Raw genomic sequence first — 15726 nt, forward strand, 5'->3', positions numbered from 1 at the left:
TTTCTTCCAGAGAAATCTCAAGGGGTAGTTTTTGTGTCTCGAAATTTTTCTAACGAGCAATTCTCCATTAGTCTAGAAGAACAACCAGGATGTAATGTTATATCCGTGGTGAAGGTCTCGGCTCCACTCGTAAAAAAACTTCAAGATCAAGCCATAAAAAAGATCAAAAAAGAAGTTTCTCTCCCAGGGTTTCGCAAAGGAAAGGCACCCAGCGCAACAATTCTTTCTCGCTACCCAAGTCAGGTAAGTAGAGAATTAAATCAATTGTTAGTTAAGGAAGCATATCAAGCTCTATCTTCCGTAGGAGATCGTCCTCCACTCTCTCCCAAAGCAATCAAATCGACATCTATAGTTAAAGTCGATATAAACGAGGGAGGACAGATAGATTTTACTTATGAAGCTTTCCCTGTAATTCCTCATATTCCTTGGGACAAATTACCTGATATTGAGGAACCACAGGAAAAGGAAATCACCGAAGAAGAAATACAAGCAGGCCTAACGAATATTTCTTATTTCTTTGCTACAAAAACTCCCGTAACACGTCCTTCTCAAGAAGGAGATTTCATCTCACTGTCTCTTCATGTGACAAAGCAAGGAGAAGACACCTCTAGACCTATCTTTGAAAATAGATACTTCAAGCTTTGCAAAGAAGATATGTCTGACGCTTTTCGAGAAAGATTTTTAGGTATTGTAGCCGGAGACCGTGTTACAGAAACGATTGCATCAAAAGAGATTCAATCTTTCCTTAATGGAGATCTTTTAATATTTACTATAAATGCAGTAATTGAAGTTGTGACACCAGAACTCGATGATGAAAAAGCAAGGCAATTACAGGCAGAATCCCTAGACGATTTAACCAAGAAGCTCCGCATTCAATTAGAAAATCAAGCAAAAGATAAGCGAAATCAACAACTCTTTGCTAATGCGGAAAATGCTCTTGCCACTATCATTGATTTTGATCTCCCCTCATCAATGCTTGCGGAACGCATTGAAATGTTCTCAAGAGAAAAATTATTAAATACCCGCCTAGTTCAATATTGCTCCGATGAAGAGTTAGAAACTAAGAAAGCTGATTTGCTCAAGGAAGCAGAAGCAGAAGCTATAAAAACATTAAAACTCTTTTTCTTAACTAACAAGATATTCTCAGATGAGAAGCTTGTGATTAGCCGTGAAGAACTTCAACATATGATGGATATATGTTCGCGAGAACGCTTCGGCATGCAACCTCCAAAAAATATTTCTAATGAAATTTTGCAAGAATTAGTCATTGCTGCTCGTGATCGTCTGACATACCATAAAGCTTTAGAAAAAGTTCTTTCTAAAGCTAAAGAATATGTAGCGACGACATAAAATATGTATCTGAGGAAAATACTTGACCCAAGAAAGTCTTAAACATAGAATTCAACACTTTACAGCGTAAGCGTGTTTGCAAGTAGATAGCATAAAAATTACTTTGATATTTATTGTGTGAATTGCTCTTACACGTTGTAGTGATGTGTGAGAAGAAAACTATTTTGAGAGGAAATGCAAATGACATTGGTTCCCTATGTGGTCGAGGACACGGGCCGTGGTGAGCGCGCCATGGATATCTATTCACGTCTATTAAAAGATCGTATTGTAATGATTGGCCAAGAAATTACTGAACCGCTTGCAAATACTGTCATTGCTCAATTACTTTTTTTAATGTCTGAAGATCCTAAAAAAGATATTCAAATTTTTATCAACTCGCCCGGAGGATATATTACAGCAGGATTGGCAATCTATGATACCATTCGCTTCTTGGGTTGTGATGTAAACACCTACTGTATAGGACAAGCAGCGTCTATGGGAGCCCTTCTCCTGTCCGCAGGAACAAAAGGGAAACGTTATGCTCTGCCTCACAGCCGAATGATGATACACCAACCTTCTGGAGGCATTGTTGGAACTTCTGCAGATATTCAATTACAAGCTGCAGAAATCTTAACATTAAAACGACACCTTGCAAATATCCTTGCTGAATGTACAGGACAACCTGTGGAAAAAATCATAGAAGATTCGGAAAGAGATTTCTTTATGGGTGCCGAAGAAGCTATTGCTTATGGTTTAATTGATAAGGTTGTTACCTCTGCAAAAGATACAAAAGATAAAGATACTATCTCTTAGAGAGTGGTTATGAACAAAAAAAATCTTACTATTTGCTCTTTTTGTGGGCGTTCTGAAAAAGATGTAGAAAAGCTTATTGCAGGTCCCTCTGTTTACATTTGCGATTACTGCATTAAACTATGTTCAGGGATTTTAGATAAAAAACCTGTGTCTTCTCAGACTACAAATCCTGCTGTAGAAACGCCAACACAAAACTCTGACCTTCAAGTCCTAAAGCCAAAGGAAATCAAAAAACATATTGATGAATATGTTATTGGACAGGAACGAGCAAAAAAAACTATTGCTGTAGCAGTATACAACCATTACAAACGTATACGCGCTTTATTAAATAACAAGCACATAAGCTACGGAAAATCAAATGTTTTACTCCTAGGTCCCACAGGTTCCGGAAAAACATTAATTGCCAAAACTTTAGCAAAAATTTTAGATGTTCCTTTTACAATAGCCGATGCTACTACTCTAACAGAAGCAGGATATGTCGGTGAGGATGTAGAAAATATTGTCTTAAGGTTGTTGCAAGCTGCAGATTATGACGTAACTAGAGCCGAACGTGGCATCATTTATATCGATGAAATTGATAAAATAGGTAAAACCACAGCCAATGTTTCCATTACTCGAGACGTCTCTGGTGAAGGTGTACAACAAGCTCTATTAAAAATCATCGAAGGAACAACTGCTAATGTACCTCCAAAAGGAGGACGAAAGCATCCTAACCAAGAATATATCCGCGTGAATACAGAAAATATCTTATTTATCGTAGGAGGAGCTTTTGTTAATTTAGACAAAATCATTGCTAAACGTCTTGGGAAAACAACTATCGGATTTTCTGACGATCAAGGTGACTTCTCACAAAAGGATCGTGATCGCCTACTCACTAAAGTAGAAACTGAAGATCTTATTGCTTTCGGTATGATTCCTGAATTTGTAGGACGATTTAATTGCATTGTAAATTGCGAAGAACTCTCATTAGATGAACTTGTAGCAATCCTTACAGAACCTACCAATGCTATTGTTAAGCAGTATGTTGAGCTATTTGCTGAGGAAAACGTAAAGTTAATTTTCGAAAAAGATGCCTTATATGCTATAGCAAAAAAAGCTAAGCTAGCTAAAACAGGAGCACGAGCCTTGGGTATGATGCTAGAAAATCTACTCAGAGATCTCATGTTTGAGATTCCCTCGGATTCTACAGTAGAAGCCATACGGATTCAAGAAGATACTATTGTAGAACATAAAGCTCCTGTAATTATTAGAAGAACTCCCGAAGCTATAGCTTAAAAAACAATTCTTCTTGATTTAGGGATGTAATGACAACAACCACCCTAGAAGCTGCAAAAAAGATCCTCGTAAAATTACGCAATGCTGGTTATCAAGCCTATTTTGTTGGTGGCTGTGTTCGTGATATGTTGATGGGCAAGCCCATTGAAGATATTGATATAGCTACTGACGCTCCACCTGTTATTGTCTCTACGATTTTCCCCAATACCTTAGCATTAGGTGCAGCATTTGGTATTATCGTTGTTAAAGAAGATGGGCAGTTATTCGAAGTAGCGACATTTCGAAGTGATGAAAATTATAAAGATGGCAGACATCCCCAACACGTAGTGTTCTCTTCAATGAAAGACGATGTCTTACGAAGAGATTTCACAATCAATGGTATGTACTATGATCCTTTCGAAGAAAAACTCTTTGATCTCGTGGAAGGACAAAGAGACATCGAAAAACAAGTAATTCGTACTATTGGGCACCCAAAATTACGTTTCTCAGAAGATAAATTACGTATACTCCGTGCTATAAGATTCAGTTCTTCATTAGGATTTTCTTTAGACCCCGCCACAGAACGAGCAATTCTTAAAGAAGCTCCGACTTTAATTCACTCCGTATCTCCCGAGAGAATTTGGCAAGAACTCAAAAAAATGCTAAGAAAACATCCTTATGAATCTCTTTTCCTTCTAATTAAATTAAAGGTCATTACTATCATCTTCCCTGAGTTGCGAAATATTCCTTACGGACTTCTACAAACAAGTATAGAATTTTCTAAGAAACTTAACCCAAAAGATTTCCCTGAAATTCTTTTTCTTCTCCCTCTATTTCAGGGAGTAAGTGAAGAAGCTGCCTGTGTAGCTTTTTCGCGTTTACGTATTTCAAATAAAGAATTACAATTTATAGAATTGTGGTACAAAGCTTTGCCTCAATTCCAAAATATTCAAAATAATCATGTCTTTTGGGCTCATTTTTTAGCCTCCCCTACAGCAAAGCTATTACTATCTTTATTCTCAGCTACGCAAAAAGATCCTCTAAAACAACAATATTTCATCTCTCGTGTTCAACAACTCGAAAGCCGATTAGAAAAATTTATACTAAGAATCAAAAATTCCTCTCCTTTAATCTCTGCTGCTGACTTAATCTCTCGAGGAATTGCTCCAGGCCGCTTACTGGGGGATCTCCTCAAAGAAGCTGAAATACTCTCTATAGAGAATAATTGCCATGACAAAGAAAAAATTCTATCTCTGCTCAAAGAAAAAGGTTTTTGGAAGTAAAAAATAAAAATATATTTTCTCTATCAATTTTATTTCTTTAGATTTAATTTTTTAGCTTTTATTATTTTTCCTTTCATTATTCAAAATAGGATTAATTGAGTGTATCATGCTGCGGATTGCTATTCTAGGAAGACCCAATGTGGGAAAATCTTCGCTATTCAATCGCATATGTAAACGATCTCTAGCCATCGTAAATGCCCAAGAAGGCACAACTCGTGATCGCTTATATGGCAATATCCCCGACTGGAACGTCCCAGCTCAAGTAATTGATACTGGAGGACTAGATAAATATTCTAAAGATCATTTTCAACAACATATCTCTAAACAAGCTGTAGCAGGAGCTAATGAAGCAGATATTTTACTTCTTGTTATAGACATCCGTTGTGGAATCACAGAATCAGATGCAAGAATTGCTAAGCAACTATTACCATTAAAAAAACCTATCATCCTGGTCGCTAATAAAGCAGATACCGTTGCAGATGAAAAACGTATTCATGAATTATATAAAATTGGTATCTCTGAAGTTCTACCTATATCCGCGAGCCATGATAAATATATCGATCGCCTATTAAACAAAATAAAGGCTCTAGCTAGCATTTCCTCGGATATTGTAGAACAAGAAACTGCAGAAAATGATAATCAACTAGATGCCCATATAAACTTCGTTGAACAATACGAAGATAAAGAAATTCCATTTGTTTCTCTTCCCTCTCAAGACCACCGTCCTTTAAAAATTGCACTTATTGGGCGCCCTAATGTAGGGAAATCTTCTATCATTAATAGCCTCCTAAATGAAGAACGCTGTATTATTGACAATACTCCGGGGACTACTCGAGATAATATAGATATTTTATATTCTCATCATGGACGTCCATACCTATTCATAGATACGGCTGGTTTGAGAAAAATGAAAAGTGTGAAAAACTCTATAGAGTGGATCTCTTCCTCAAGGACAGAAAAAGCCATAATACGTTCTGATATTTGTCTATTGGTCATTGATGCAACGCAACGGCTCTCATCCTACGACAAGCGTATCCTTTCTTTAATTACTAAACACAAAAAACCCCATATTATCCTCATAAATAAATGGGATTTAATGCGGGGGATACGTATGGAACATTTCATCCGAGATCTACGTGCTACAGATACGTATATAGGCAATGCACGTATTCTCTGCATATCTGCAACTACGAAACGTAACCTCAACCAAATCTTCTCTTCTATTGATGAACTATTTAAAACAATTTCTAATAAAGTCCCCACATCTGTTGTAAATAAAACCCTAATTACTGCTCTACAAAAGCATCATCCTCAAGTCATCAATGGGAAAAGATTGCGTATTTATTATGCGATTCATAAAACAGCGACTCCTTTCCAGTTTCTATTATTCATAAATGCAAAATCATTATTAACGAAACATTATGAGTATTACTTAAAGAACACATTAAAAAACTCTCTTAATTTATATGGAATACCATTTGATTTAGAATTTAAAGAAAAAAACGAAAAGAACAAATTAATTTGTTAAAAAAATAAAATATTATTATTTAAAAAATAAAAACAAATTAATTATTTCTTGGAGACTTTAACTATGAACTATGATCATTTTGACGCATCAAAAGCTGAAGAAGAACAAGACTCGCTCGAAGAATTCCTTTCCTGCTCTGAAGAAGCTCTCTCCTTAGATAAATACCAGGAAACTGGTGTATATGTTGAAGAAGATAAAGATGCCGGTGATCTTCTTATAGTTCTTGGAGAATCTATTCTGAAAGGCGTTATTCGTCAATTTTATATTAGTGATGATAACTGTGCTTATACACGTAGTTGCCTAGAGGGAGAGTGGGATACATGGTTCACTATTCCCCCAAAAACTATTGAAAGTAAACAATATGATTTTAACACCTTATTAGAACCCGACTTCTTATTAACTACAGATGTAGAAAATTTTATCAATTCTCCTGAAGATTTCCCCAAAGGATCTGAATCATTAAATAATATTATTATTTGTATGACTGCTTTAGATATGGAACACCTCGTGCAATTCTTAATTGGGGACAACCACAGGACATTTTGGATTAGACATCTTGAAGATAAATCACTTTCCTGGTCACCATGGTCCTCATTTATTTAAAATTTTAGAAACAAATAAAAGGCTGGAAGCTAGCCCAGCCCAATCAAAAATTGTCTTCCCCTCCTAAACCTCATCGGAGTCCCCTATGATAGTTAACTCCATTGGGCCGAAGTTATCATTATTTTGAAAAGATGTTGCAACCACAGGGACAACATTCTGAGGACGTTGCTCTCTCGTCATCGTTAATTCAAGACGGAATAAATGCTTAACAATAGCAATACGAATGTCTCGAATAAGACTTTCAAATAATAAGAAGGATTCGTGTTTGAACTCAATTAAAGGATCTTTCTGACCTACGGTACGCAATCCCACTTCACTACGCAGTAAATCCATATCTACAAGATGAATTTTCCACTGCTCATCAATATGCATGACCATTACTGATCGGATAATATCCTGACAAATACTCTGAGCATCTACATCAGATCCTGAGGCGATAGAAATTTCTTCCACCATAGAAGCAAATTTTTTGTGAAAAGCACTTGCCAACTCTTTAGCAATTTTTTCTGCTATAGCATCTAGATTATGCAGCTTTTTCAAAGCTGTAATATCTAATTGTATGGGGAAAGAATAATTTACCCAATTTTCTAATGAGGGAAGAGAATGCCCAGAAGGATGATTTGGATTCATTAACAGTGAAGCTATCATCAAAGAAATATGATAAATTGTTTCCGTAGCTAAACTGAGAACATCTTCTGATCGCAACACTTCATTACGAAAAGCATAGATTGTCTGTCTTTGCTTATTCATAACATCATCGTATTCCAAAGTATGTTTACGAATAGTGTAATTTCTTGCTTCCACCCGCTTTTGGGCAGTTTCTATAAGTTTATTGAACACAGGATCCGACATCGCTTCCCCTTCGGGAGGACGGAAATGACGAATCAACGCATTTAACTTAGGAGAAGCAAACAAGCGCATCAAACGATCTTCAAAAGATAAGAAAAATTTAGCAGAACCAGGATCTCCTAACCGTGCGCAACGCCCTCGCAATTGTCTATCAATACGACGAGATTGATGCCGACTCGTACCAATAACATGTAATCCACCAACGACAATCGATTCCTTATCTAATTTAATATCCGTACCTCGGCCTGCCATATTCGTTGCTACAGTAACAGCACCTAATTTCCCAGCTCCTGCAATAATCTCTGCCTCTTGAGCATGATTTTTCGCATTCAATACTGTATGTTCAATACGATTTTGCCTTAAAATACGCGAAAGCTTTTCAGAAACTTCAACAGATTCTGTACCTACAAGAATAGGATTCCCCTGTTGATGAACTCGAACGATCTCATTAACAATTGCATGGTACTTCTCTCGTTCAGTCATATAGAATTCATCATTATGATCAATACGTAGACAAGTCTTAAATGTAGGAACTTGCAAAACATAGAGATTATAAATTTCTTTAAACTCTCTAGCCTCTGTAATGGCCGTTCCTGTCATACCTGCAAGTTTCGTATACAAGCGGAAAAAGTTCTGTAAAGTAACTGTAGCAAAAGTCTGAGATTCTTTCCGTATAGTTACATGTTCCTTGGCTTCTATTGCCTGATGTAAACCTTCAGAAAAACGTCGGCCTGGTTGTGGGCGCCCTGTGTGCTCGTCGATGATAACAACTTGATCATTACGCACAATATAATCGACATCTTTTTCCATTAATAAATGCGCTCTTAATAGCTGACGTAGACCATGAGCTCGCGCCTTTCTTTGCGTATCTTCTTCAGAAATAGCAATTTTTTTATTGATTTTATCTGTGGGAGAAAGATTAGGATCATTATCTATCAAGGCATACTCATGGCCCATATCCATCATAACGAAATCTTCCATGGAACCGCCTGTTTTTTCTACCCATTGCTGCATACCCTTGTCTGTCAGCTCAAAATCATTATTATGCTCATCAACAATGATATACAATTCAGATAGCCGCTCTATGCTTTCTTCTTTATTTTGTTCTGCATGATAATAAGTATCCCACTTATCAATGATTGCACGTAAATCAGGATGTTCTCTTACGCGACGTAAAACTCGATTTAAAGGCATTCCTTTACTTACTAACCACAGACTACGGCAAAACTCAGAAATACCTTCTAAGACCTTCTTATCTTTAGGAAGGATATCTACGTCTAAAAATGCATCTAATCCTCTTTTTGCATCTAAAGCTAACTGATTACATAAATCTCTTTGCAATTGAACTAATTCAGCAACTTTATCCTTAAGTTCGAAATATACAGGATTGTGTTTTTCTCCTGGTCCGGAGATGATTAAAGGAGTTCTGGCCTCATCAATTAAAATCGAATCAACTTCGTCAATAATAGCAAAATAAAATCCTCTTCCAACCTGGTCATCAGCAGAGGTAGCTATGGAATTATCCCTTAAATAATCGAATCCAAATTCTGATGCCGTACCATAGACAACATCACAACGATAAATTTCTTTTCTTTTTTCTAAAGGAGATCCAGAAACTAAAACACCTGTTGTTAAACCTAACCAACGCAATATAGAACCTACCCACTCGCAATCACGTTGAGCAAGATAATCGTTCACAGTCACTAAATGCACAGGCTTCCCTGTCAAAGCATTTAAATATAAGGGCATAACAGCAGTGAGCGTCTTCCCTTCTCCTGTCTGCATTTCAGTGATAAATCCTTTATGCATAGCTATAGCACCAAGGATCTGAACATCATAAGGGACCATATCCCAATTCTGATGATAACCCGAAACTTCAACTGGAGTGCCTATTAACCTCCTACAAACATTTTTAACAATACCATAGGCCTCAGGAAGCATATCATCTAGAGATTCTCCTTCCTGGTAACGCTTTTTTAACTCTACAGTCTTATTACGTAACTCTTCATCAGATAAAGGAGAAAGTATCTCATCATAAATATTAACTTTATCCACAAGTTTCTGAAATTTTTTTAAGGTACGCTCTTGAGAGGACCCAAAAAGACGTTTAAGAAAATCTAACATATGTCGCTTAATTCAAAATATAATTGTCTAGGAAATAACCTAACATTCCATTTCATTTATTTAATACCATACTCGATTCTAATGAATAAAAGGAACAAAAGTTCCGCTATGACGCTTGCCTTCCCTCAAACAAGAGATAATTTTTTTAGAAAAGAAAAACAAAAAAAAAGAATTTAAGCAGCAAGCAGAGTATCCATTTCCACTACATGCTGATGATCTAGAGGAAGTTTTTGACGTAAATTACGCATAATTTGTGCTCGTCGCTTTTTTTGAATTAAAGAAACATCTTGGCCAGATAAAAAAGATTGAATCTCGTAAGCAGCATCAAAATTCCCTATACGCGCTTCGCATGCACTCAATAACTCCAAAACTTCTGAAGAATGATTTATCTGCAAAGCCTTTTTAGCATACTCCACACCTGCTGCAGCAGTCACAATAGAAGCATAACCAACTCCTGACAACCAGGCTAATGCTTTGCACGCAGTAGGGCAATTAGGAAATTTTTGAATTACTTTGAGATATATCTTTTCAGCATCAGTATATTTTTTCAAACAACATAGACTAAACCCGTAATCTAATCCACACTGCCAATCTTCAGCATAGGTACAACACTGAAATGCTAAATTCCAACAATGCTCGGCTAAATGGTAATCCCGTTGGTCCATAGCTGCTAAAGCAGCATGCTTCATTAATAAAGCATCTCCTCGAGACCATAGATCGCTACTTTGATATATTAATAATGCTTTCCGAGATCTACCCTGTTTTTGTTCACACAAGCCAACATTGAACAGTGCCTCCTCTTTATAACTAGTCTCTCCTAACAATTTGCGAAATAACTTCCCAGCTTCGGCATAATTACCACAAATCCGTGTAGAGTGTGCTAAATTATAAATAACCTCCATAGGACAGGGGCCAAGAGCATAGGCACGATTATAAAACTCTATGGCATCTGAATAACGTTTTGACACGAAATAAATATCACCAACAGTAATGTAAGTTTCTTGACAAGAAAGAGGTGAGATCCATGGCTCTATAATACTACAAGCCGCATCTAAATAACCCAAATGCATCAGAGCTGAAGCATACTTTGCTGCATCCTGCTCTTCAAAAAACTCACTGGAGATTAAAGAAAATGCCTGACAAGACTCTTTATATGCTCCATGACGATACGCTTTATATGCTATTTCTAAAAAAAACTGCGGGCCATGTAAATGTAATTTCTTAGCCTCGGCTAATAATGCTTCAGCTTCGTCAAAACGCTGAAGCGCTCGCAAAATTCGCATGTAATCAAATAAACATTGAGAACGATAAGAACGTTTTTTTAACAGAGGAATAAGCTTTTGTTCGGCAGCATACCACTCCTTGAGTTCCATACTCAAGCGAACATCTCGGATAACCTGTGCTGCGTAATTACGAAAATGAACAACACGACAATAGAATCTAAATACTAGAGCTATTGTTAAACTTGCAACTAAAGCCCATAAAATGACTAGCCACATAATTTGCCAAAATTCACTTTTCTCTCTCTTTGCAATACCAAAAAAAACCTTTAAAGTCTTTAAAATTATTCTCTCAAAGAACGTCCTAAAGCTTGCCCCATCAAGCAACGAGTTTCTAGCCCCATACGAGAATTTTTTAGTAAGTCAACTTCAAATTGGATAGTATTAGGCTGAAATAGCAGAATAATTGTTGAACCTCCAAATTCAAAAAATCCTTTCTCTTCGCCCTTAGAGTACTTTTTCCCTGGGGTAAAAGTCTGAATAATAGAACCAACACTTAACGCACCTACTTCTAAATACAATACATCCCCAAAAGATTCTGTTTTTAACTCCGTGATCATTCGTTTATTCTCACAGAAGAAAATGAAATTATCTTTCATTGCTATAGGATGCACAGAAAACAAATACCCATTAATACAACGGGCCTCTCCGGGGACACAATCCACGGGGAAATGAAAACGATGGTAATCAAAAAGAGCCAATCTAGAAAATACCATGCTTCCTGTGTCATACTTTTTAACAAGAGCATCATCCCCTAGTAGTTTGGGCAAAGAAAAACGTTTTGATTTAACAACGAATTCACCAAACTCTGCAACATTGGGATAGACAAGATAAAAACCATCTGAAGGCATCACACAAACATTCTTCCCAGGAGTTACAGGTCGAGCTGTAGGGAGTAGCTCTCTTGTAAAAAAATCGTTGAACGATGAAAACTCAGAAAGAGGTCTCTTTAATTCTTTCGTGCAAATGTTATGGTTGTTAACAAAACTTACAATTTTGCTACGAGTCCATGGCTGTTTTTGTATCCAACCATAGATCCGAGTAAAAACAGGAGACCGAGATAGCAAACGAGATATCCACCTCCCTATTTTAGAGTCATAAAGAAAAAACATAGTTTTTTCGTAACAGACAGGCTCAATAACCTTGCGACTGGTTAACCGATCAATATACTGCGGCTTCTTCACTTAATTCAATCCTTGCGATCCAAAAAAGCAATATAAAAAGTTAATAAAAATATTCCAAACCATTAATAAAGAATTATTGGAAACCAGTCTATATCTTTAATAGATAATCTGATATCTTGTCTTACAAGTTAGTTCCATTTTCTTCTATTCATGATTAAACACGATACTATTGTTGCTATCGCTACCCCACCAGGCGAGGGGAGCATCGCTATTGTTCGCATGTCAGGTCCCGAAGCTATTTCTCTTGCTGATCACATATTCTCGGGTCCTGTGACGACATTTGCCTCACATACAGCACATGTAGGTACAGTAACCTATAATCAGCAGCCTATCGATCAAGCATTGCTTCTCATTATGCGATCGCCTCGTTCTTTTACAGGGGAAGATGTGATTGAACTCCAGTGCCATGGAGGATATTTTGCATGTTCTCAAATTCTTGAAGCTTTAATTTACTTAGGAGCCCGCCCTGCTTTACCAGGTGAATTTTCACAAAGAGCATTTCTAAATGGAAAAATCGACCTTATTCAAGCTGAAGCAATTCAAAATATGATTTCTGCCGATAATCTAGATGCCTTCCGCATTGCTCAAAACCACTTCCAAGGGAATCTCTCACAACAAATACACCGTATTTCATCACTACTTCTTGAAGCACTTGCCTTCATTGAAGTTACTGCCGATTTTCCTGAAGAAGAACAACCCGACCTAACTATTGCTTATAATCGTTTGGATGAAGCTCATACAATAGTTTCTGATTTGCTGTCTAGTTTCGATGAAGGGCAACGTCTTGCACAAGGAACGAGCATAGTTTTAGCAGGGCATCCTAACGTAGGAAAGTCTTCTCTATTCAACGCACTAACTAAGAAAAATCGTGCTATCGTTACAAATATTCCAGGAACCACAAGAGATCTATTAGAAGATAATTGGACGTTACAAGGCAAACGCATTCGTCTCATAGATTCTGCAGGACAACGCACCACAGATAACCCTATTGAACAAGAAGGCATCGAACGTGCTATTCATGCCATGGAGCAAGCTGAAGGAATCCTCTGGATTATGGATGCTACCCAGCCACCTCCAGTCCTTCCAGAAATTTTATTTCAAAAACCAACACTTCTCGTATGGAATAAATCTGATATTTCTCCACCTCCAAAATTCTCTACCTCTCTCCCCCAACTAGAAATTTCAGTAAAAACAGGAGAAGGAATGCATTCACTTAAAGAATGGTTAAAACAATGGATGCAACAACAAGATTTAGGTAAAAGCGAAAAAATTTTTTTAGTGTCGTCTCGACATCATACCATGCTACAAAAAATTCAGTCTCATTTATTAACTGCTCTTCAAGAACTTTCAGGAGGCCTACCCTTTGAAATTATAGCTCTAGAATTAAGACAATCTTTGGAAGCAATTGGCCATCTCTCCGGATCAGAGATTAATGAAGCTGTGTTAGGAGAAATTTTTAGTAGGTTTTGCATTGGGAAATAACTGTCATATTAAAAAATATATTCTCGAAACTCTAGAAGTCCTGTTCCCCGATCCTCAACCTTCATTAACTGGTTGGACCACGCCATTTCAATTGTTAATTGCAATTATGCTTTCAGGAAATTCCACAGATAAGGCAGTAAATAGTGTATCTCCCAAATTATTTTCCCGTGCCGGAGATGCATATTCTCTAGCACAATGTTCTTATGAGGAGATTTACTCACTTATTTCTCCTTGTGGTCTTGGGAAAAGAAAAGCCGTATATTTGCTTAATGTATCAAAAATACTTACAGAAAAATATCATGGGGAGCCCCCTGCTTCCTTAGGATTATTGACACAATTACCTGGGGTAGGGAGAAAAACTGCCTCTGTATTTCTGAGTATTATTTATAACCTCCCCACGTTTCCCGTGGATACGCACATCTTGAGATTAGCACAACGTTGGAAAATCTCTAATAAACGCAGCCCCTCCGCCGCAGAAAAAGATCTTGTACGCTTTTTTGGAAATGCAAACTCACCTAAGTTACACCTCCAACTTATTTATTATGCGCGGCAGTATTGCCCTGCCCTCCATCATAATATCAACAAATGTACTATATGTTCTTATATTCTATCCAAAGAACACCCTTGATGAATAAAATACCCCCCGCTACTTGCTAGATTTTTCTATACTTGCCTATCTAATAATATGAGAGAAATTTACTTTGCTTTCTAACAGAGAAATATTCTAAGCTAAATAGCTATCTATCTACAACTGCTTTAATACGATGAATAAACGCACCCCTAGCTTTGGAGATCGTTCTAAACGCAAGCCCTCTATTTGGTCTATTGGAGGCTCGGTTTTTGCTATGTTCTTTGGAGCCGGCAATATTGTGTTTCCACTTGTTTTAGGTTGTCGCCATCACACACATCCATGGATTGCCTGCTTTGGAATGATTATTACAGCTGTGTGCGTTCCTCTTCTGGGGTTATTCAGTATACTGCTCTATTCAGGAGATTACCAAAAATTATTTTCCTCCATTGGGAAAACCCCTGGAACAATACTTGTTATAGCTATTTTATGTCTCATAGGTCCTTTCGGAGGGCTACCCAGGTCTATCGCTATATCCCATTCGACTTTGGCATCTCTATCAGATACAAAAACAATTTTCTTGCCCAACTTGCCTATATTTAGTTTTATCTGTTGCCTATTAATTTATGTTTTCTCTTGTAAATTAAGTAAATTAATTCAGTGGCTGGGATCAGTATTCTTCCCTATTATGTTAGCCATACTCCTCTGGATTATTTTTAAAGGGTTAACCACCCCTGCGCACCTAAATTTATCTCCTTCTTTTTCTGCTGAGCAATCTTGGCTAGCAGGTATTGTTGAAGGATTTAATACCATGGATTTATTAGCCTCCTTTTTCTTCTGTTCTATTGTATTAATTTCCATCCAACAAAGGTTAGCTCATGAAAATGCTGTCGATGAAACTCCATTGGATTTTCAAAAAATTAATAAAAAAGACAAACGCACTTTAATGTTAGCCTTTGTTTTAGCTGGCGCATTGCTCGCATGCATTTATCTAGGATTTACCTTATGTGCTTCTAGACATGCAAGTATACTAGCTAATGTAAGCAAAGGACAAATTTTAGGAAGAATTTCTACTGTTCTTCTCGGATCAAGCAGTTTATTAACTGGTATCTGTGTTTTCATTGCTTGTTTGACTACTGAAATTGCTCTAGCTGGAATCATTGCAGACTTTTTAGCTCGTGTTATTTCGTCAAAACACATGACTTACTCTAATGCAGTAATTTTTACTCTCGTGCCTTCTTATTTTGTTTCCATTTTGAATTTTGAGAACATCAGTTATCTCCTATTACCCATATTGCAACTAAGTTATCCCGCATTGATTGCTTTGTCGTGTGGGACTATTGCCCAGAAATTATGGCATTTTCGTCATGTCCAAGCTTTGTTTTATTTAACATTCGCTTTTACAATTATTTCGCGACTAATAAGTTAA

12 protein-coding genes are annotated in these 15726 nt (G+C 37.0%); 9 read left to right on the plus strand and 3 right to left on the minus strand.

From position 1 onward, the window contains the following. The first annotated feature begins 33 nt into the window (after positions 1-33). From tig to RT28_RS03385, 6 genes are all read left to right on the plus strand, one after another. The gene (tig, locus tag RT28_RS03360; protein ID WP_038501315.1) at positions 34-1350 is read left to right on the plus strand and encodes a trigger factor; all 1317 of its coding nucleotides are present in this window, start codon (positions 34-36) and stop codon (positions 1348-1350) included. Positions 1351-1530: 180 nt separating this feature from the next. Beyond that, complete coding sequence (locus RT28_RS03365) at positions 1531-2142, plus strand: ATP-dependent Clp protease proteolytic subunit (protein ID WP_020355612.1); 612 nt, start codon at positions 1531-1533, stop codon at positions 2140-2142. Between the two features lie 9 nt (positions 2143-2151). Beyond that, on the plus strand, positions 2152-3417 hold the full coding sequence (gene clpX, locus RT28_RS03370; protein WP_038500886.1) for an ATP-dependent Clp protease ATP-binding subunit ClpX: 1266 nt from the start codon (positions 2152-2154) through the stop codon (positions 3415-3417). A 29-nt stretch (positions 3418-3446) separates the two neighbouring features. Then, positions 3447-4679 (plus strand): CCA tRNA nucleotidyltransferase, encoded by a 1233-nt coding sequence (locus RT28_RS03375; protein ID WP_020355614.1) that lies wholly within the window; start codon positions 3447-3449, stop codon positions 4677-4679. Positions 4680-4785: 106 nt separating this feature from the next. After that, entirely contained in the window at positions 4786-6207 is a 1422-nt protein-coding gene (der, locus tag RT28_RS03380; RefSeq protein WP_020359149.1) for a ribosome biogenesis GTPase Der, read from the plus strand. 63 nt (positions 6208-6270) lie between these two features. Further along, a complete protein-coding gene (locus RT28_RS03385; protein WP_038500889.1) occupies positions 6271-6810 on the plus strand; it encodes a hypothetical protein in 540 nt (179 codons plus the stop codon). A 63-nt stretch (positions 6811-6873) separates the two neighbouring features. Here RT28_RS03385 and secA read toward each other — a convergent pair whose 3' ends face one another. The 3 genes from secA to RT28_RS03400 form a co-directional block, all read right to left on the minus strand. Beyond that, positions 6874-9783: a preprotein translocase subunit SecA gene (gene secA, locus RT28_RS03390; RefSeq protein ID WP_038500892.1), complete on the minus strand. Its 2910-nt coding sequence runs from the start codon at positions 9781-9783 to the stop codon at positions 6874-6876. A 173-nt stretch (positions 9784-9956) separates the two neighbouring features. Continuing rightward, positions 9957-11282 carry a tetratricopeptide repeat protein gene (locus RT28_RS03395; protein ID WP_020359150.1) on the minus strand — a complete coding sequence of 442 codons (1326 nt, stop codon included), beginning with the start codon at positions 11280-11282 and terminating at the stop codon, positions 9957-9959. A 65-nt stretch (positions 11283-11347) separates the two neighbouring features. Continuing rightward, positions 11348-12247, minus strand: coding sequence for a phosphatidylserine decarboxylase (locus tag RT28_RS03400; RefSeq protein WP_020359151.1), 900 nt, complete (start codon positions 12245-12247; stop codon positions 11348-11350). Positions 12248-12397: 150 nt separating this feature from the next. Between RT28_RS03400 and mnmE the strand changes: the two genes are divergently transcribed. The 3 genes from mnmE (at position 12398) to brnQ (ending at position 15726) form a co-directional block, all read left to right on the plus strand. Beyond that, positions 12398-13729, plus strand: a complete 1332-nt coding sequence (gene mnmE, locus RT28_RS03405; protein WP_020355621.1) for a tRNA uridine-5-carboxymethylaminomethyl(34) synthesis GTPase MnmE — start codon at positions 12398-12400, stop codon at positions 13727-13729. Next, positions 13719-14357, plus strand: coding sequence for an endonuclease III domain-containing protein (locus tag RT28_RS03410; protein WP_020355622.1), 639 nt, complete (start codon positions 13719-13721; stop codon positions 14355-14357). Before mnmE ends, RT28_RS03410 begins: the two co-directional genes overlap by 11 nt. A 136-nt stretch (positions 14358-14493) precedes the next feature. After that, on the plus strand, positions 14494-15726 hold the full coding sequence (brnQ, locus tag RT28_RS03415; RefSeq protein ID WP_020355623.1) for a branched-chain amino acid transport system II carrier protein: 1233 nt from the start codon (positions 14494-14496) through the stop codon (positions 15724-15726).

It is taken from the genome of Chlamydia avium 10DC88 (assembly GCF_000583875.1).
Lineage (GTDB): Bacteria > Chlamydiota > Chlamydiia > Chlamydiales > Chlamydiaceae > Chlamydia > Chlamydia avium.

What these genes read in the sequence shown, in the direction of transcription:
- RT28_RS03375 (WP_020355614.1), top strand. Translation starts at nt 3,447, where the DNA reads ATGACAACAACCACCCTAGAAGCTGCAAAAAAGATCCTCGTAAAATTA.
- RT28_RS03385 (WP_038500889.1), top strand. Translation starts at nt 6,271, where the DNA reads ATGAACTATGATCATTTTGACGCATCAAAAGCTGAAGAAGAACAAGAC.
- secA (WP_038500892.1), bottom strand. Translation starts at nt 9,783, where the DNA reads ATGTTAGATTTTCTTAAACGTCTTTTTGGGTCCTCTCAAGAGCGTACC.
- brnQ (WP_020355623.1), top strand. Translation starts at nt 14,494, where the DNA reads ATGAATAAACGCACCCCTAGCTTTGGAGATCGTTCTAAACGCAAGCCC.
- clpX (WP_038500886.1), top strand. Translation starts at nt 2,152, where the DNA reads ATGAACAAAAAAAATCTTACTATTTGCTCTTTTTGTGGGCGTTCTGAA.
- RT28_RS03395 (WP_020359150.1), bottom strand. Translation starts at nt 11,282, where the DNA reads ATGTGGCTAGTCATTTTATGGGCTTTAGTTGCAAGTTTAACAATAGCT.
- der (WP_020359149.1), top strand. Translation starts at nt 4,786, where the DNA reads ATGCTGCGGATTGCTATTCTAGGAAGACCCAATGTGGGAAAATCTTCG.
- mnmE (WP_020355621.1), top strand. Translation starts at nt 12,398, where the DNA reads ATGATTAAACACGATACTATTGTTGCTATCGCTACCCCACCAGGCGAG.
- RT28_RS03365 (WP_020355612.1), top strand. Translation starts at nt 1,531, where the DNA reads ATGACATTGGTTCCCTATGTGGTCGAGGACACGGGCCGTGGTGAGCGC.